We start from the raw sequence: 18,995 nt of genomic DNA, 5'->3' as shown, positions 1-18,995 counted from the left end.
TTTGATGGGGTAAGGCTCCCTGTAGACGACGGGGTTGATAGGCCGGAGATGGAAGCCCTGTGAGGGGTGGAGTTGACCGGTACTAATAAGCCGAGGGCTTGTCCTCAGGTGCTCGCGTCCACTGTGTTGGTTCTGAAACCACAACCCGCCACCGGCCTCCTTTGTTGGTGGTTGGTGGGTCCGGTTGGTGTGTGTTTCGCAGTGTTTCGGTGGTCATGGCGAAGGGGAAACGCCCGGTTACATTCCGAACCCGGAAGCTAAGCCTTTCAGCGCCGATGGTACTGCACGGGGGACCGTGTGGGAGAGTAGGTCGCCGCCGAACAATTGCCCCAATAGCTCAGTCGGCAGAGCGTCTCCATGGTAAGGAGAAGGTCAACGGTTCGATTCCGTTTTGGGGCTCCGAAACAAAAGGCCCCCGCCATTCGGCGGGGGCCTTTTCGTGTTCCGGCTCGTTTTCGGGGCACGATACCGCCGGCGAAACGATGTGGCCGCCGGGGGGATGTTCTCCCCTCCCCGGCGGCCACTCGGCCCCATCGAATCCCCTCAGTCCTCCGGCACGCGCAGGGTGAGGATCGCCATGTCATCGGAGGGGGAGTCGGCGGCGAAGCGCTCGACGGCCCGCAGCACCCGGGCCGCCACGGCACCGGCCGTCAGGCCGGTGCAGCCGCCCAGGACTTCGGCCAGACCGTCGTCGCCCAGCATCCGGGTGCCCTCCCGACGCTCGGTCACCCCATCGGTCACGCACAGCAGGACGTCGCCCGGTTCGAGAAGGAACTCCTCCTCGAACAATTCCAGATCCTCGATGACCCCCAGCAGCGGCTGGGGTTCGGCGGCAGCCGTCACGTGGCCGTTCTGCTTCAGCCGCAGGGGCAGCGGATGCCCCGCGCACACCATCTTCAGCAGCGCACCGCCCTCCGGACGCGGCCACAGCTCGCCGTAGAGGAGGGTCAGGAAGCGGGCCCGACTCCCCTCCTCCAGGATCGCCGTGTTGAGACGTTCGAGCACCGCGGGTCCGCCCAGGCCCTCGCGGGCGAGCAGGCGCAGGGCGTGACGGGCCAGACCCGTCACGGCCGCGGCTTCCGGCCCGGTGCCGCAGACGTCACCGATGGCGAATCCGAAGGCGCCCTCCCGGATGGGGAAGAGGTCGTAGAAGTCGCCGCCGACCTCGTTGCCCTCACCGGCGGCGCGGTAGATGACCTCCACCTCGACGCCCTCGATCTCGGGCAGCTCCGGGGGCAGCAGGCTGCGCTGGAGGGACTGGCTGATGGTCGTGCGCTCCCGGTACAGCCGGGCGTTGTCCAGGGCCAGGGCCGCCCGGCGGGAGAGGTCCTCGGCCAGCTCCAGCGTCTCCTGACGGAACCGCTCGTCGGTCTGGCGGCCGAGCACCAGCAGGCCGATGACCCGGTTGCGGGCCAGCAGCGGGAGCACGACGGTTTCCCCACCGACCGCCGCCGCGGTGGCCACCAGGGGCACCTCCCCGCCGGGCTGGCGGAGACCTCCCAGGGCCAGGCGGCGCAGCGAGGAGCGCAGTGCGGTGTTGTGCGCGGCGTCGGCGGGAGCGCTCCAGGGGCGCACGCCGAGGCGGGCGTCGGGGTCCGGCGGCTGCACCCGCTGCAGCAGCGACTTGATGCCGTCGATGCGCTCCTCGTCCTCGTGCAGGACGTAGGAGAGCACGGGGTCGGCGTCGGCCTCCGGCATCGTGTAGACGGCACACCAGTTGGCCAGGTTGGGGACGGTCATCTGGGCCATCAGGGCCAGGGTCTGGTCGGGGTCCAGGGTGCCCGCCAGCAGTTCGGAGGCCTCCACCAGGAACGACAGGGAGCCCCGGCGCAGCCGCTCCAGCTCGGTGAGCCGGGCCGACTCGACCGCCAGCGCGATCCGGTCGGCGGCGAACTGCAGACGCAGCGCCTCCTCGTTGCCGTAGCGGCCCGGCGTCTCGGAGGCGACGCCGAGCGAGCCCGTCAACCGGCCCTCGACCTTCAGCGGTACGGTGACCACCGAGTGCATGCCGGTGCCCGAGAGCAGTGGCACGGCGCCGGGGACGGCCGCCAGGTCCTCGTGGACGGCGGGCATCCGGGCCGAACCGTAGCGGCCGCTCGCGGTCTCCACGGGGACCCGGGCGAACCGCTGTCGTGCGGAGGGAAGGCCGGTGGAGGCGCGGACCTCGAGCTCGGTCTCGTCATCGGTGGCGAGCAGCAGGTAGGCAGCGTCGCCGTCCAACATGTCGCGGGCGCGTTCGACGGTGCGCTGGAGCAGCCCGTCGAGGTCGTCGGGGGCGGAGGAGCCGAGCAGGCCCTCCAGGGGGTCGCCACCGGCGCCCTCGCCGTGCTCTCCGTGGACCACGGGGCCGCGCAGCGGACTCTGCAGGACCGCGCGCTCCCGGTCGCGCACCAGCAGGCAGACCGTGGAGGGCTCGCCGCTCGCGTCGCGGATGCGCAGATGACAGGCGTAGACGGGGACGGTGCGGCCGTCTGCGGCGCGCAGGCCGTAGCTGCCCTCCCATCGGGAGAGCCGCAGTGCCTCGGCGATGCCGGTGCCGGTGCCGGGGGTGTGCGGCCAGGCCGCGAGATCGGTGAGCGGTTTGCCGATGACCTGGTCGGCGGTGTAGGCGAAGAGTGCCTCGGCGTCCTCGTTCCACGAGGTGATCGTGTCGTTGCGGTCCACCTGGACCACGGCCACCCGGACCCGGCTGTCGCTGAGGGGCAGCTGGTCGTCCGGCAACACGGGGCCGGCGGAACGGGTGCCGACCGGCTGCGCGGGCTCCTCGAGCCGGAACCACACGCGCTTGTCGGAGGAGGTGTACTCCACGCCCCAGCCGGCGGAGAGGACGGCGCAGAGCATCAGACCCCGACCGCCCTCGCTGTCCGGGTCCGGTGTGCCGCGCCGGGTGGGTACGAACGGAAGTTCCCTTTCCGGGTGACGGTCGACGACCTCCACCCGGACGCCGGAATCGTCGCGCAGGCAGAGCACGTCGGCGCTGGTCCCCGCGTGGATCACGGCGTTGGTGACCAGCTCGCTGGTGAGCACCACGGCGTCGTCGATCAGCTCCGCCAGCCCCCAACCCTGCAGGGTGTCCCGCACGAAGCCCCGCGCCGTGGCGACGGAACGCCCGACCGGCTCGAAGGTGGCCGCAGCTCGCGCGGTGATCACGTCACTCCCCCAATGGCTGTCTCGGTCCCGGCGGCCCACACGGGCGGCCGGATGCCAGGTTACTGACGTCCACCGGCACCCCGGGCGGCACATCCACCGAATTCCCCCGGACCGGGAGGTCCCGGGTGTGCGATGCTGCCGAACTGTTATCGCCCCGTCGGTGTGGAGTGAAACACTGGGGGGAGTCCGGGGGACCGGCCGGACAACGAGCATCGCCGACCCTGTGGGAGGGACACAGTGGTGTCTGACGGAGCACACGCACGCGTTGGGACACGCGTGCGCAGGGGGAAGCCGCGAGCGGGGGCGACGGTGGAAGTCGATGCCGTCGCCCTGAACCGGCTCCTCTCGGCTCTGGTCTCGATGCGGGACGGCAATTTCCGTCGCCGGCTGACCGTCGCGGGGGACGGCCCCATGGCGGAGCTGGCGGCGGTCTACAACGACGTCGCGGACCGCAACCTGCATCTCACCGGTCAGCTGGCCCGGGTGCGCCGCGTCGTGGGCCGCGAGGGCAAGCTCATCGAGCGGATGGAGGCGGGGCCCTGCGAGGGGGCCTGGGCCAAGGCCATCGACGACGCCAACGATCTCGTGGAGGACCTGGTGCGCCCGGTCTCCGAGGTCGGCCGGGTGCTCAGCGCCGTCGCCGAGGGCGACCTCACGCAGCGGATGGACCTGCGGGCCGGTGCCACCGGCGGCGGGCGGGCGCTGCGCGGGGAGTTCCTGCGGGTGGGCCGGACGGTGAACGGGCTGGTGGACCAGCTGTCCACCTTCACCGACGAGATCACCAGCCTCGCGAGTGAGGTCGGCACCCGCGGCAAGCTCGGCGGCCAGGCCAAGGACCGCGGGTTGTCGGGCAGCTGGAAGGACCTGACCGATTCGGTCAACACGATGGCGCACCGGCTGACCGCACAGGTGCGCAACATCGCCCAGGTGACGACGGCGGTGGCCAACGGCGACCTGTCGCAGAAGGTCACCGTGCACGTCGAGGGCGAGATGCTGGAGCTGAAGAACACCGTCAACCGGATGGTGGACCAGCTCTCGTCCTTCCAGTCGGAGGTCACCCGGGTCGCCCGGGAGGTCGGTACCGAGGGCCAGCTGGGCGGCCAGGCGAAGGTGGAGGGCGTCGGCGGGGTCTGGAAGGACCTGACCGACTCGGTCAACACGATGGCGAGCAACCTGACCGCGCAGGTCCGGGAGATCGCCCAGGTGACGACGGCGGTCGCGCACGGCGACCTCTCCCAGCAGATCACCGTCACCGCCCGCGGCGAGGTCGCCCAGTTGGCCGAGACCATCAACGCGATGACCGAGACGCTGCGCACCTTCGCGGACGAGGTCACCCGTGCCGCCAGCGAGGTGGGTACCGAGGGGCGGCTGGGCGGTCAGGCCCGGGTCCAGGGCGTCTCCGGCACGTGGAAGGACCTCACCGACTCGGTCAACAACGCCTTCCGCAACCTGACCGCGCAGGTCCGGGACATCGCGCAGGTGACGACGGCGGTGGCCAACGGTGATCTGACGCAGAAGGTCACGGTGGACGTGGCCGGGGAGATGCTGGAGCTGAAGAACACCGTCAACAAGATGGTGGACCAGCTGTCGTCGTTCCAGTTCGAGGTCACCCGGGTCGCCCGGGAGATCGGTGACGAGGGTGTCCTCGGCGGTCAGGCGTCGGTGCAGGGGGTCGACGGTTCCTGGAAGGACCTGACGGACTCCGTCAACACGGCCTTCCGCAACCTCACCGGTCAGGTCCGCAACATCGCGCAGGTGACGACGGCGGTGGCCAACGGTGATCTGACGCAGAAGGTCACGGTGGACGTGGCCGGGGAGATGCTGGAGCTGAAGAACACCGTCAACAAGATGGTGAACCAGCTCTCCTCGTTCGCCGAGCAGGTGACCCGGGTGGCGCGCGAGGTGGGCATCGAGGGCCGGCTGGGCGGTCAGGCCGAGGTGCAGGATGTCTCCGGCACCTGGAAGCAGCTCACCGACTCGGTGAACTTCATGGCGTTGAACCTGACCGATCAGGTGCGCGGTATCGCCCAGGTGACGACGGCCGTGGCGCGGGGCGACCTGTCGCAGAAGATCACGGTGCCGGCGCGCGGCGAGATCCTGGAGTTGAAGAGCACCATCAACACGATGGTCGACCAGTTGTCGGCCTTCGCCGACCAGGTCACCGGGGTGGCCCGCGAGGTGGGTACCGAGGGACGCCTCGGCGGCCAGGCGCAGGTGCCGGGCGTGGCGGGGGTCTGGCGGGAGCTGACCGACTCCGTCAACGGCATGGCGAACAACCTGACCGACCAGGTGCGGAACATCGCCCAGGTGGCCACCGCGGTGGCGCGGGGCGACCTGTCGCAGAAGATCACGGTGGAGGCCCGGGGCGAGATCCTGGAGCTGAAGGAAGTCCTCAACACGATGGTCGACCAGCTGTCGTCCTTCGCCGAGCAGGTCACGCGGGTGGCGCGCGAGGTGGGGACCGAGGGGCAGCTGGGCGGTCAGGCGGAGGTGCGCGGGGTCTCCGGCACCTGGAAGGACCTGACCGAGTCGGTGAACAACATGGCGAACAACCTGACCCTCCAGGTCAGGAACATCGCCGAGGTCACCACGGCGGTCGCGCGCGGCGACCTGTCCAAGAAGATCACCGTCCCGGCCCGGGGCGAGATCCTCGAACTGGTCACCACCGTCAACACGATGGTGGACCAGCTGTCGTCCTTCGCCGAGCAGGTCACGCGGGTGGCGCGCGAGGTGGGGACCGAGGGCCGGCTGGGCGGTCAGGCGGAGGTGCGCGGGGTCTCCGGCACCTGGAAGGACCTGACCGACAACGTCAACCTCATGGCCCGCAACCTGACCGGCCAGGTCCGCAACATCTCCGCGGTGGCCACCGCCGTCGCCAACGGTGACCTGACCAAGCAGGTGACGGTCGAGGCCAGCGGTGAGGTCGCCCAACTGGCCGATGCGGTCAACACCATGGTGACGACCCTGTCGTCCTTCGCGGACGAGGTCACCCGGGTCGCCCGGGAGGTGGGAACCGAGGGGATGCTGGGGGGTCAGGCCCGACTGCCCGGTGTCTCCGGCATGTGGCGCGACCTGACCGAGTCCGTGAACAACATGGCCAGCAACCTGACCGGCCAGGTGCGGAACATCGCCATGGTGACCACGGCCATCGCCCGCGGTGACCTGACGAAGAAGATCGACATCGAGGCGCGCGGGGAGATCCTGGAGCTGAAGACGACCATCAACACGATGGTCGATCAGCTGTCCTCCTTCGCGGACCAGGTCACCCGGGTGGCGCGCGAGGTGGGCACCGAGGGACAGCTCGGCGGCCAGGCCCGGGTGCGGGACGTCGCGGGCACCTGGAAGGAACTCACCGACTCGGTGAACGAGATGGCGGGCAACCTGACCCGTCAGGTGCGCAGCATCGCCAGGGTGGCGACCGCGGTGACCCGCGGCGACCACACGGTCCGGGTGGAGGCGGAGGCCGCCGGGGAGATCCTGGAGCTGCAGGACACGATCAACACGATGATCGGCAACCTGCGCGAGACCACCATGACCAACAAGGAGCAGGACTGGCTCAAGGGCAACCTGGCCCGCATCTCCAACCTCATGCAGGGTCGCCGCGAGCTGAGGGACGTGGCCGAACTCATCATGAGCGAGCTGGCCCCGGCCGTTTCCGCCCCGCACGGCGCGTTCTACCTGGCGGCCCCGTCCTCCGGGGAGTCGGAGGTGGTCGCCGGACCGGGCGAGGACGGGAACTACGAGCTGAGGCTGCTGAGCGCCTACGGCTACGCCGCGGACACCATGCCGACCTCCTTCAGGCCGGGGGAGGCGCTGATCGGCACCGCCGCCCGGCAGCGGCGCATGATCTCCGCCGGACGCACCCCCGAGGGCTACCTGAAGATCTCCTCCGGTCTGGGGGAGGCGCAGCCGGCGCACGTGGTGGTGATCCCGGTCCTCTTCGAGGGCACGGTGCTCGGCGTGGTCGAGCTGGCGTCGTTCCAGGAGTTCACCCCGATCCAGCTCGACTTCCTCTCCCAGATGGCGGAGATGATCGCCACCAGCGTCAACACCATCTCGGTCAACACCCGTACCGAGATGTTGCTGCGGCAGTCGCAGAAGCTGGCCGACGAGTTGAAGGACCGCTCGGCCGAGCTGGAGCGTCAGCAGCAGGCGCTGCAGGCCTCCAACGAGCAGCTCAAGGACAAGGCCGACCAGCTCGCGGAGACCAACCGCGACATCGAGGTGAAGAACTCGGCGATCGAGCAGGCCCGTCAGGTGCTCGAGGAGCGCGCGGAGCAGTTGGCGCTCTCCATGCGCTACAAGTCGGAGTTCCTGGCGAACATGTCGCACGAGTTGCGCACCCCGTTGAACTCCCTGCTGATCCTCGCCAAGCTGCTCGCCGACAACGCCGAGGGCAACCTCAGCGGCAAGCAGGTGGAGTTCGCCGAGACCATCCACAACGCCGGTTCGGACCTGCTCCAGCTGATCAACGACATCCTCGACCTCTCGAAGGTCGAGGCGGGCAAGATGGACGTCAGTCCGACCAGGATCGCCCTGGTGCAACTGGTGGACTACATCGAGGCGTCGGTCCGGCCCCTGACCGCCGAGAAGAACCTGGAGTTCTCGGTGCGGGTCTCCCCGGAGCTGCCCGCCACCCTCCACACCGACGAGCAGCGGCTGCTGCAGGTGTTGCGGAACCTGCTGGGCAACGCGGTGAAGTTCACCGAGCACGGCTCGGTGGAGCTGGTGATCCGGCCCGCCGGCCGGGACGTGCCGCCGGAGATCCGGGAGCAGGTGGCGCGCAGCGGCGCGCTGGCCACGCCGGACGCGCCGATGGTGGCCTTCGCGGTCACCGACACCGGCATCGGCATCGCCCCGAGCAAGATGCGGGTCATCTTCGAGGCGTTCAAGCAGGCGGACGGGACCACCAGCCGCAAGTACGGCGGCACCGGCCTGGGCCTGTCCATCAGTCGGGAGATCGCCCGCCTGCTGGGCGGGGAGATCCACGCGGCCAGCGAACCCGGCCGCGGTTCCACCTTCACGCTCTACCTGCCCCTGCAGCCCACCCGGCTGCCCCCGCCGGGCTACGGTGAGACGGTCGGTGGGACGTTGGCCCCCTCCGCGGAGGCGCAGGCCGCCGGAGCGCTCCCCGCGCTGCCCGCGGGCACCACCGAGCAGGTCGGTGAGCCGGACGCCGGGGCGGAGGGGACGGCCGAGGGGACGGCCGGGGAGACCCCGGTGGAGGGGATCGTGCACCCGCCGGTGGCGGTGCCGGGGCCGTCCGGTGTCCGGGAGGCCGCCGGGTCGGCCGCGGAACGGGCGGCGGAGCAGCTCACGCTGCGCAGGCGCAGCCGATTCCTCAACGGCCGGGACCGGGAACAGGGCGAGGTCGACGGGCCGACGGGGACCGGGATCGGGGAGCGTCCCGGCGCCTCCGCGGACCGGGGGCCGTCCTTCGACAACGAGAAGGTCCTCATCGTCGACGACGACGTGCGCAACGTCTTCGCGCTGACCAGCGTCCTCGAGCAGCGCGGGCTGCGGGTCCTGTACGCCGAGAACGGGCGGGAGGGCATCGAGGTGCTGGAGGCCAACGAGGACGTGGTGCTCGTCCTGATGGACATCATGATGCCGGAGATGGACGGGTACGCCACGACCTCCGCGATCCGACGGATGCCGCAGTTCTCCGGCCTGCCGATCATCGCCCTCACGGCCAAGGCGATGCGCGGCGACCGGGAGAAGAGCATCGAGTCCGGGGCCTCCGACTACGTCACCAAGCCGGTGGACACCGACCACCTGCTGGAGCTGATGCGGCGATGGATGAGCGGCGAGGGCGGCCCGGTCGGGAAGAGCGGCGACTGACCCCCGTTCCGGGTCCGTTGGAGAAAACGGTGAACGACCGGGCGTCGACGGGAACTCCCGCCGGCGCCGGGTCGTTCACCCCCGGGGGATCGCCCTCCACCCCTCGATCGGTGACACCGCGGTGACCGGGTGTGTCCGGGTAGGGGAGTGCCGCTACCATGTGCGGCACGACAGAGGTGGCTCACCGGAGCCGCCATCGGGGGCGGTACGGGCCATACCGCCCGGGCGGAGGAGGACAGGCCATGGTTCAGAAGGCCAAAATCCTCCTGGTGGACGATCGGCCGGAGAATCTGCTGGCGCTGGAGGCCATCCTCTCGGCGCTCGATCAGACCCTGGTCCGGGCGTCCTCCGGGGAGGAGGCGCTCAAAGCGCTGCTCACGGACGACTTCGCCGTGATTCTGTTGGATGTCCAGATGCCCGGCATGGACGGCTTCGAGACGGCCGCCCACGCCCACATCAAGCGCCGGGAGCGCACCCGTGACATCCCGATCATCTTCCTGACGGCCATCAACCACGGGCCGCACCACACGTTCCGGGGCTACGCGGCCGGGGCGGTGGACTACATCTCCAAGCCCTTCGACCCGTGGGTGCTGCGCGCGAAGGTCAACGTCTTCGTGGACCTGTACCAGAAGAACGTGCAGTTGGCCGAGCAGGCCCGGCTCCTCGGCGAGGGACTGGACGACGAGTTGGGTGACGCAGGCGCCTCCCGTCGCCTGCTGCCCGAGTTGTCCGGACTGCTGGCCTCGGTGGAGGAGCAGGCCGAGGCACTGGGGCGGGAGGTGGCCGAGAACGGCAGTCCGGCGGTCGCCTCCGGCATGGGGCACCTGGAGCGGCGGATCGCGGGACTGCGCCGGGCGCTGGACGCCCTGGACCCGGTGGCCTCCGCCCCCTCCTCCGTCGTGGAGTGAGCCGGGGCGGGCCCGCCGGCCCGCCCCGGCTCACGCCTTCTCCCGCGTCGGCGGGGGGATTTCGGCCCCGGGGTCCCCTGCCGGCCGTTTCCCCGGCGCGCTCCCCGGGCGCGGGTCCGACCTCCGTGCCCCTGGGGCCCGACACCGGTAACCTCGTCCCCATGGCCTCCGGTACGTCTCGCAACAGCTCTCGGAGCACGCGCGCCGGAGGGCGCGCGGGCGGGACCCCCGCCAAAAAGGCCGCCTCCGCGAAAAAGGCCGCCGCGCGGCCCGCGGCCCGCTCCCGACCCGCCGCGAAGAAGAAGCCCCCGGCCCGCAACCCGCTGTACCGGGTGCTGCGCGCGGTGTGGTTGGGCATCGCCCACTCGGTGGGCGCCATGTTCCGAGGGGTGGGGAACAGCACCCGCGGTCTGGATCCGGCCCATCGCAAGGACGGACTGGCGCTGTTGCTGATGGGTGCCGCGCTGGTGGTGGCCGCCGGTACCTGGTCCCACCCCGAGGGGCTGCTGGGGGAGTGGGTGACCCTGCTGGTCACCGGTGCCCTGGGGCGGCTGGACCTGATCTTCCCCCTGTTGTTGTTCTTCGTCGCGGTCCGGCTCATCCGGCACCCGGAGAAACCGGAGGCCAACGGTCGCATCGTGATCGGTCTCGGCGCGCTGGTGGTGGGCGTGCTGGGGTTGGTGCACCTGGCGGCGGGTGCCCCCGGTCGGGCCGCCGGCGCGCAGGCGCTGCGCGACGCCGGGGGACTGATCGGCTGGCTCGCCTCCCGGCCGTTGATCTTCCTGGTGGGCGAGTCGCTCGCGGTGCCGCTGCTGGTGCTGGTCACCGTCTTCGGCCTGTTGGTGGTCACCGCCACGCCGGTGAACGCGATTCCGCGCCGGCTGCGGGAGGGCGCGGTCCGTCTCGGGCTGCTCGAACCGCGCGAGGACGGCGAGCGGGTGCGGATGGACAAGCCCACCGACTCCTACGACGAGGTGGTCGCCGTCGAGGAGGCGGCCGAACGGGTCCGGGGCACCGGCCGGCGCGGGCGGGGGGAGGTGCCCGCCGCGCGCGGGTCCGCCGACACCGGTGGTCGGGGGCGCGGGGGGCGTCGTCGGCGTTCCCGTCCCGAGGGCGAGGACGAGGCGATCGACAGCGCCGCCGCCACCGCCGCGGCGCTGGACGGAGCGGTGCTGCACGGGGTGCAGCCCTCGCCCGTGGTCGCCGACATCAGCAGCCGGGTGTCCATGCGGCGCGGCGATCCCGCCGGGGCCCGTGTCGAGCCCGTGGCGGCGGAGGCCGTGCAGGCCGTCGCCGCGTCGCCCCCGGAGGCCCCCGGGAGCGCGGGCGGTACGGTGCCCGACCTCACCAAGCGGGCCCCGGAGCCGACGGGTCCGCTGCCGCCCCGTGCCGAGCAACTGCAGCTCTCCGGTGACATCACCTATTCGCTGCCCGCGTTGGACCTGTTGACCCGGGGTGGGCCGGGCCGTACCCGCAGCCCCGCCAACGACGCGGTGGTGGAGTCCCTGAGCACCGTCTTCTCGGAGTTCAAGGTGGACGCCCGGGTGACCGGTTTCACCCGCGGCCCCACGGTCACCCGCTACGAGGTGGAGTTGGGCCCGGCGGTGAAGGTGGAGAAGATCACCGCGCTGACCAAGAACATCGCCTACGCGGTGGCCAGTCCCGACGTGCGGATCATCAGCCCGATCCCCGGCAAGTCCGCGGTGGGCATCGAGATCCCCAACACCGACCGGGAGATGGTCAACCTCGGGGACGTGCTGCGCACCGCCGCCGCGTCGGAGGAGGACCATCCGCTGCTGGTGGGGCTGGGCAAGGACGTGGAGGGCGGATACGTGACCGCCAACCTGGCGGCGATGCCGCACGTCCTGGTCGCCGGCGCCACCGGTTCCGGCAAGTCCTCGAACATCAACTGCCTGATCACCTCGGTGATGATGCGTGCCACCCCGGAGGACGTGCGACTGGTCCTGGTGGACCCCAAACGGGTGGAGCTGACCGCCTACGAGGGCATCCCGCACCTCATCACGCCGATCATCACCAACCCCAAGAAGGCGGCCGAGGCCCTGCAGTGGGTCGTGCGCGAGATGGATCTGCGCTACGACGACCTGGCGGCCTACGGCTTCCGGCACATCGACGACTTCAACGCCGCCGTCCGAGCCGGGGAGGTGGAGGCCCCCCACGGGGTGGACCGCGAGCCGACCCCCTACCCGTACCTGTTGGTGATCGTCGACGAGTTGGCCGACCTGATGATGGTCGCGCCGCGTGACGTGGAGGACGCGATCGTCCGCATCACCCAGCTCGCCCGGGCCGCCGGTATCCACCTGGTGCTCGCCACCCAGCGGCCGAGCGTGGACGTGGTCACCGGCCTGATCAAGGCCAACGTGCCCTCCCGGTTGGCGTTCGCCACCTCCTCCCTGGCGGACAGTCGGGTGATCCTGGATCAGCCGGGCGCGGAGAAGCTGATCGGCAAGGGCGACGGGCTCTTCCTGCCGATGGGGGCGAACAAGCCGACCCGTATGCAGGGCGCGTTCGTGTCCGAGAAGGAGGTCGCGGCGGTCGTCGCCCACTGCAAGAAGCAGATGGAGCCGGTGTTCCGTGAGGACGTGACGGCCGGTCAGGGCGGGAAGCGGGAGATCGACGAGGAGATCGGCGACGACCTGGACCTGTTGTGCCAGGCCGCGGAGCTGGTGGTCTCGACGCAGTTCGGCTCCACCTCGATGCTGCAGCGCAAGCTGCGCGTGGGGTTCGCCAAGGCGGGTCGGTTGATGGACCTGATGGAGTCCCGCGGGGTGGTGGGGCCCAGCGAGGGTTCCAAGGCCCGGGACGTGCTGGTCAAGCCCGACGAACTCGAGGGTGTACTGGGGCGCATTCGTGGGGAGACCGCTGAGTGACGGATGGGGTGTCCCTCCCGCTCGCCGCGCGCGACGACCTCCGGGTCATCCCCCGTGATCGCGTTCGATAACGATCGGCGAACGGTGTCCGACCGCGGCCGGAAGAGGTGGGGCCAACCGGCCCCTGTGTCCTTCCGGCACCCTAGACTTGACTTCCACAGCACACGGTTTTCACGCTCGAAAGGCGCTCCCGTGTCCCAAGGCAACGCTTCGGCCGAGGACCGCCCCTCCGTCGGCCGCACACTTCAGAAGGCGCGCCTCGACTCCGGTTTGACCGTGGAGGAGATCAGCGCCACGACCCGGGTTCGGGCGCCCATCATCCAGGCCATCGAGCAGGACGACTTCTCCCGCTGCGGTGGCGACGTCTACGCGCGCGGGCATCTGCGCACCCTGGCGCGGGCCGTCGGCCTGCCACCGGACGACCTCGTCGCCCGGTTCAACGCCGAGCGCGGCACACCGCCCGCCCTGCCCCCGGCCGCCCCGGTCTTCGAGGCGGAGCGCATCCGTCCCGAGCCGCGGCGTCCCAACTGGACGGCGGCCATGGTCGCGGCGATCGTCGCCGTGGTCGGGTTCGTCGGCTTCAACGCCCTCAACGGTGACGAGCGGGCCACCGGTACCCCCGAGGCCGCCGGCGAGGACACCGACGCCGGCGCGGAGCACGAGGCGGGCGACGAGCCCGGGTCCGACTCCGCCGGCGGGCCCACCGACGACGCCTCGGACGAGGGGACCGACGGGGCGGACGCCCCGGGCGACGAGGACGCCGACGAAGCGGTCGCCGGCGCCCCCGCGGACCGGGTGACCGTCCGCATCGTCGCCTCCGGCCGCAGCTGGATCTCGGTTCGTGACGTCAACGGCCAGCAGCTCTTCGAGGGCGAGCTGGAGGACGGTGACTCCGAGACCTTCACCGACGACGAGCGGATCGATCTGATCACCGGCAACGCCGGGGCGATCGAGCTGTACGTCAACGGCCGGCACATTCCCGAGGTCGGGGGTTCCGGAGAGGTGCAGCGGCTCAGTTTCACCAAGGGGGACCCGGAGGAGGGCTGAGGTCCCGTCGGGCCCCGGCCCCCTCCCGCTGCTTCCACCGCCGTGCCCACCGGGCCCGCTCCGACCGGAGCGGGCCCGGAGTCGTTGGCCCCCTTCCGGGGGCCGTCGGTCGGTCGCCCCGCGGCCCCCGGGCGGTGCCTCCCGTGCGAAGCGGGGTGCCCGGGACGAAGTACGCTGAGAGCATGTCTGAACGCCGCACCGTCGCCCTGGTCACGCTGGGCTGTGCCCGCAACGAGGTGGACTCCGAGGAACTGGCGGGCCGCCTGGCCGCGGACGGCTGGGACCTCGTAGAGGACGCCGCCGAGGCCGACGTGGCGGTCGTCAACACCTGCGGGTTCGTCGAGGCTGCCAAGAAGGACTCGGTGGACGCCCTCCTGGAGGCCAACGACCTCAAGGCCGCCGGCGGGCGCACCCGGGCCGTGGTCGCCGTGGGCTGCATGGCGGAGCGCTACGGTCGGGAACTCGCCGCGGCGCTGCCGGAGGCCGACGGGGTGCTCGGCTTCGACGACTACGCCGACATCTCCGACCGCCTGGGCACCATTCTCGGCGGTGGCGAGCACGTTCCCCACGTCCCGCGCGACCGGCGCAAGCTGCTGCCGCTCGCCCCCACCGCCCGACAGGACGCGGCGGGTGCCGTCGCCGTGCCCGGCCACGGGGACACCCCGACCGCGCCGGGTGCCGGTGCCCCCGCGGATCTTCCGGCGGGGGTCGCGCCCGCCTCCGGTCCGCGTCCGCCGCTGCGCCGGCGGCTCGGCTCCGGCCCGGTCGCCTCCGTGAAACTCGCCTCCGGCTGCGACCGCCGCTGCTCGTTCTGCGCCATCCCCTCGTTCCGGGGCTCCTTCATCTCCCGCCGTCCCTCCGACGTGCTCAACGAGGCGCGCTGGCTCGCGGACGAGGGGGTGCGGGAGATCATGCTGGTCTCCGAGAACAACACCTCCTACGGCAAGGACCTGGGCGACATCCGGCTGCTGGAGTCGCTGCTGCCGGAGCTGGCGGCGGTGGACGGCCTCGAGCGCATCCGGGTCAGTTACCTGCAGCCCGCGGAGATGCGTCCGGGCCTGATCGACGTGCTGACCGGTACCGGGAAGGTCGCCCCCTACTTCGACCTGTCCTTCCAGCACTCCGCCCCCGGCGTGTTGCGCGCGATGCGGCGCTTCGGCGACACCGACCGCTTCCTGGAACTGCTGGACACCATCCGTTCCCGGGCTCCCGAGGCCGGCGTGCGCTCCAACTTCATCGTCGGTTTCCCCGGCGAGAGCGAGGCGGACCTGGCGGAGTTGGAGCGTTTCCTGTCCGCCGCGCGGCTGGACGCCATCGGTGTCTTCGGCTATTCGGACGAGGAGGGTACCGAGGCCGCCGACTACACCGACAAGAACCCCCCGGAGGTCGTCGCCGAGCGGGTGGAGCGCGTCACCCGGCTGGCCGAGGAACTGACCGCCCAGCGTGCGGAGGAGCGGGTCGGGGAGCGGGTCGTGGTGATGGTCGAGAGCCTCGGTACCGAGGATGACGACCCCGACGGCGAGCCGGTCGCCATCGGTCGTGGTGCCCACCAGGCGCCGGAGACCGACGGCCAGACGGTGCTGGTCGGCGAGGGCGTGGAGGATCTTGCGCCGGGCGTGTTCGTCGTCGCGGAGGTGGTCGGCACCGAGGGCGTGGACCTGGTCGCCGAACTCTCCCCGGCCGATGTCGCCGGAGCCCCCGAGCCGGCCGGATCCGCCGTCGGGGGGCGCTGATGAGAGGTGCCTCCGCCGCGGCGGGCGGCGCCGCCCGACCCGCCCCGCGAGGGGCGACCGGGACCGCCGGTCTGTGGAACATCGCCAACATCCTCACCATGATCAGGCTGGCGCTCGTGCCGGGCTTCGTGGCACTGATGTTCGTGGGCGGCGGGGACGACCCGGCATGGCGCTCCCTGGCCTGGGCGGCCTTCACGATCGCCATGATCACCGACCTCTTCGACGGCGAACTGGCCCGGCGCCACGACCTGGTCACCGACTTCGGGAAGATCGCCGACCCCATCGCCGACAAGGCGATCATGGGCGCGGCGCTCGTCTGCCTCTCCGTCCTGGGGGACCTGCCCTGGTGGGTCACGGTGGTGATCCTCGCCCGTGAGCTGGGGATCACCCTGATGCGTTTCTGGGTGATCCGCTACGGCGTCATGCCCGCCGGCAGGGGCGGCAAGCTCAAGACCCTCACCCAGGGCGTGGGCGTGGGCATGTACATCCTGGTGCTCACCGGACCCCTGGCCACCCTGCGGTGGTGGGTCATGGCCGCGGCCGTCGTCCTGACCGTGGCCACCGGGCTGGACTACCTGCGTCAGGCCATCGCCCTGCGTCGAGCCGGTTCCGCCGGGCAGAAGAGCGGGGACGGCCGGGCCCGGGCCCGGCACGAGGGAGAGTGAGAGGACACCAGCACGTGAGCGGAACCCCGTCCGAGCCGGCGGACGACGAGATGCGCGGCGGGAGCACCGGGGCGGTCCGGGAGGACTCCCGACCCGCCCCGGTGGACTGTCCCCCCGAACGGTCCACCGAGCCGCCCCCCGCCCCGGAGGCGGAGGAACCGGCGGCGCGTCTGTTGTGGCTGCTGCGCCGACGCGGGGAGACCGTGGCCGCGGCCGAGTCCCTCACCGGCGGGCTGGTCGCCGCGGCGCTGACCGACGCGCCCGGCTCCTCCGCCGCCTTCCTGGGGTCCGTCACCGCCTATGCCACCGCCGTCAAGGAGCGGGTGCTGGGCGTCGACGGCGCCCTCCTCGAGGAGCGAGGGGCGGTGGATCCCGAGGTGGCCCGTCGGATGGCGCTCGGGGTGCGCGACCTGATGGGCGCCGACTGGGGCGTCGCCACCACCGGCGTGGCCGGTCCCGACCCCCAGGACGGACATCCGCCCGGGACCGTGTTCATCGCCGTGGCGGGCCCCGGGGCCACGCGCCCGGTGGCCCGGCGCCTGCCGCCCGGGCTGGGGGAGCGCAGCCGGGGCGAGATCCGGGAGGCGACCACCCGGGCGGTCCTGGTGGCTCTCTCCGAGGCCCTGTTGGCGGGTGGGATCCCCGCCCCGTGATCCCCGGGGTCCGGGGGCATCACGGCGCCCTCCGGCCGGCGCGCCGCGATCCGGTCACCGCGACGAACGCGGTCCCGGCTCCGACATCCGGTCGGCTTTGTCCGTCCGACAGGACTTTTTCCGCCTTTTCCGTCGCCGGATGTGTGGGACGCCCCGGCGGGGTACGGTCGGGAGGGACGGCTCGTCGATCGACGGACGCCCATCCGCCGCGCGACGACACCGTCCGCCCCACCGTGAACGGTGTCCCGCCTGCCGTCGCCGGGTCGACCGGCGCCTCGCCGGCACACCGATCCGTTTCCGCGCCGGGGACACCCGGAGCGGCCGCCCGATGTTCATCCCCCGGGAGTAGTTCGATCCGCCATGCGCCTTCAGCGAACACGACGGCCATCCCCTCACGGTTGGAGTCCGAGGCGGTACGGTGGGGCATGGAAACCAGCGAGGCCAACGGTCCGAGGAGGGAGCCACCGATGATCCTGCTCCGTCGCCTGCTGGGTGACGTGCTGCGTCGGCAGCGCCAACGTCAGGGCCGCACCCTGCGCGAAGTGTCCTCATCCGCCCGGGTTTCCCTCGGCTACCTGTCCGAGGTGGAACGCGGTCAGAAGGAGGCTTCCTCCGAGCTGCTGGCCGCCATCTGTGACGCGTTGGATGTCCGGATGTCGGAGCTCATGCGGGAGGTCAGTGACGAACTGGCCCTCGCCGAGCTCGCCAGGTCCGCCGCGAGTGACACGGTGCCGCCGCCGATGCGTCCCATGTTCAACCCCGTTCGGGTGACCTCCGTCACCCGGCGCCCCGAGGATCACGTCACCATCGAGGCGCCGGCCGAAGCCGTGGACGTCGTCGCCGCCTGAGCCCCGGCTCGGGCGGCACGACCCCGCGTCGCTCACCCTCCACTCGCCCCACCGGCCCCCGGCCCCTGTCCGGGCACGTGCCCGGGGCACGACCGGCCCCGGGCCGGTCAGACGGTGCCGGAGGTCCCGCCGCGCAACCGCAGTCCCTGCGGGCCGGGCCGGAAGCCCGCCTCCTCCAGTCGGGCGGCCCGCTCCGTGTCCTCCAGCGCGGGAATCCCGTTGATCCGCTGCACGGTGAGCGTTCCGAGCGCGCCCGCCCGCACGGCCTCCGCGAGTGCCCCGACCGCGGCCCGCGCCTCCCTCTCGCCCGGCCCCCCGGCCCGGTCGTCCGCCGTCCACTCCAGGACCGTCCGCCCCCCGCGCTCCACGTAGAGCACCAGCGCGCCGTCCACCAGGACCACGAGCGCTCCCGCCTTGCGTCCCGGTTTGTGCCCGGCGCCACCGGGGGACTCGGGCCAGGGCAGCGCGGCCCCGTAGGCGTTGGCCGGATCGGTGGCGGCCAGCACCACCGCCCGCAGGGGCGGCCGGCCCGCCGCGGCCCCGGGCCCGGCCGGGCCCGACGAGCGCACCCGGTCCACCGCACCGTCCAGGGCGAACTGCGCCGCGCCCAATCCCTCGACCACGTACCCGCGACGGGCCCGCCCGGTCTCCTCGAAGGCGGAGAGCACCCGGTAGGCGGCGGCGAAGCCGCCCGGGGTGCGCTCGGCGGCCACCGCCCCTCGGGTGACCACGCCGTGCCGGTCCAGCAGCGCACCGGCCAGGGCGTGGGCGCGGAGCGTGGCGTGCTCCTCCCGTTCCCGGGCGGCCGTGGGCTCCGCCTCGCGGGGCACCAGGGCCCACCGCCCGGCCACCGTCGGCGGGCCGCCCCCCGGCCGGCCCGCTCCCGCACCGGCGGGCCCCGGCGGGCGGCCGAGCCGGGCCCGGGGCGCCGGGCGGCGACCCCGATGGGCGGTCGAGCCCGCGGTCCGCCCCGAGCCCAGGAGCGCTCGCAGGGGCCCGATGGTGTCGTTGGTCAGCAACCCGGCCCAGGTGAGGTCCCACACCACCCGTACCAGTTCCTCCTCGCCCGGCCGTGCCCCGGGATCCTCCGCCGCGTCGGCGACCGCCGCCGCGAGCTGTCGGAAGAACAGGCCGTAGCCGCCCTCCAACGCCTCCAGCACGGCCCGGTGCGTCGGCCCGAACTCCAGCGGCGTCGGCTCGGGGACCAGAAGCGGCGCGGTGTCCGCCGGATACAGGGCGACCCAGCCGTCCCGCCCCGGCAG

Annotated in this window: 10 protein-coding genes, 1 tRNA gene and 1 rRNA gene; 10 read left to right on the top strand and 2 right to left on the bottom strand. The window is 72.0% G+C overall.

Annotated features, from left to right (window positions below; translation table 11 throughout):
* Nucleotides 1-205 precede the first annotated feature (205 nt).
* Together rrf and FOE67_RS02610 are read left to right on the top strand one after the other, a co-directional pair.
* Nucleotides 206-322: ribosomal RNA gene (gene rrf, locus FOE67_RS02615) — 5S ribosomal RNA — on the top strand.
* Between the two features lie 4 nt (nucleotides 323-326).
* Nucleotides 327-399: transfer RNA gene (locus tag FOE67_RS02610), tRNA-Thr, on the top strand.
* A 144-nt stretch (nucleotides 400-543) separates the two neighbouring features.
* Here FOE67_RS02610 and FOE67_RS02605 read toward each other — a convergent pair.
* Nucleotides 544-3,150 (bottom strand): SpoIIE family protein phosphatase, encoded by a 2,607-nt coding sequence (locus FOE67_RS02605; RefSeq protein WP_323384081.1) that lies wholly within the window; start codon nucleotides 3,148-3,150, stop codon nucleotides 544-546.
* A 240-nt stretch (nucleotides 3,151-3,390) separates the two neighbouring features.
* Here FOE67_RS02605 and FOE67_RS02600 point away from each other — a divergent pair, with 240 nt between their 5' ends.
* From FOE67_RS02600 to FOE67_RS02565, 8 genes are all read left to right on the top strand, one after another.
* Nucleotides 3,391-8,991 carry a HAMP domain-containing protein gene (locus FOE67_RS02600; RefSeq protein WP_182660109.1) on the top strand — a complete coding sequence of 1,867 codons (5,601 nt, stop codon included), beginning with the start codon at nucleotides 3,391-3,393 and terminating at the stop codon, nucleotides 8,989-8,991.
* Between the two features lie 242 nt (nucleotides 8,992-9,233).
* On the top strand, nucleotides 9,234-9,899 hold the full coding sequence (locus FOE67_RS02595; protein ID WP_182660108.1) for a response regulator: 666 nt from the start codon (nucleotides 9,234-9,236) through the stop codon (nucleotides 9,897-9,899).
* 161 nt (nucleotides 9,900-10,060) lie between these two features.
* Nucleotides 10,061-12,787 carry an FtsK/SpoIIIE family DNA translocase gene (locus FOE67_RS02590; RefSeq protein ID WP_182660107.1) on the top strand — a complete coding sequence of 909 codons (2,727 nt, stop codon included), beginning with the start codon at nucleotides 10,061-10,063 and terminating at the stop codon, nucleotides 12,785-12,787.
* A 192-nt stretch (nucleotides 12,788-12,979) separates the two neighbouring features.
* Complete coding sequence (locus FOE67_RS02585) at nucleotides 12,980-13,834, top strand: helix-turn-helix domain-containing protein (protein ID WP_182660106.1); 855 nt, start codon at nucleotides 12,980-12,982, stop codon at nucleotides 13,832-13,834.
* A gap of 182 nt (nucleotides 13,835-14,016) precedes the next feature.
* Nucleotides 14,017-15,567, top strand: coding sequence for a 30S ribosomal protein S12 methylthiotransferase RimO (gene rimO / locus FOE67_RS02580; protein WP_182660105.1), 1,551 nt, complete (start codon nucleotides 14,017-14,019; stop codon nucleotides 15,565-15,567).
* On the top strand, nucleotides 15,567-16,232 hold the full coding sequence (pgsA, locus tag FOE67_RS02575; protein WP_182660104.1) for a CDP-diacylglycerol--glycerol-3-phosphate 3-phosphatidyltransferase: 666 nt from the start codon (nucleotides 15,567-15,569) through the stop codon (nucleotides 16,230-16,232). Before rimO ends, pgsA begins: the two co-directional genes overlap by 1 nt.
* A gap of 101 nt (nucleotides 16,233-16,333) precedes the next feature.
* Nucleotides 16,334-16,885, top strand: a complete 552-nt coding sequence (locus FOE67_RS02570) for a CinA family protein (RefSeq protein ID WP_438874174.1) — start codon at nucleotides 16,334-16,336, stop codon at nucleotides 16,883-16,885.
* 467 nt (nucleotides 16,886-17,352) lie between these two features.
* A complete protein-coding gene (locus FOE67_RS02565; protein ID WP_143616869.1) occupies nucleotides 17,353-17,733 on the top strand; it encodes a helix-turn-helix domain-containing protein in 381 nt (126 codons plus the stop codon).
* 107 nt (nucleotides 17,734-17,840) lie between these two features.
* Here FOE67_RS02565 and FOE67_RS02560 read toward each other — a convergent pair.
* Nucleotides 17,841-18,995, bottom strand: a 1,155-nt coding sequence (locus FOE67_RS02560; RefSeq protein ID WP_438874173.1) for an Lhr family helicase, incomplete at its 5' end; no start/stop codon positions are given.

This window comes from Streptomyces calidiresistens, from assembly GCF_014141525.1.
GTDB lineage: Bacteria > Actinomycetota > Actinomycetes > Streptomycetales > Streptomycetaceae > Streptomyces > Streptomyces calidiresistens.
Note: the sequence above shows the minus strand (reverse complement) of the source record. Positions and strands in the feature narration are given on the sequence as shown.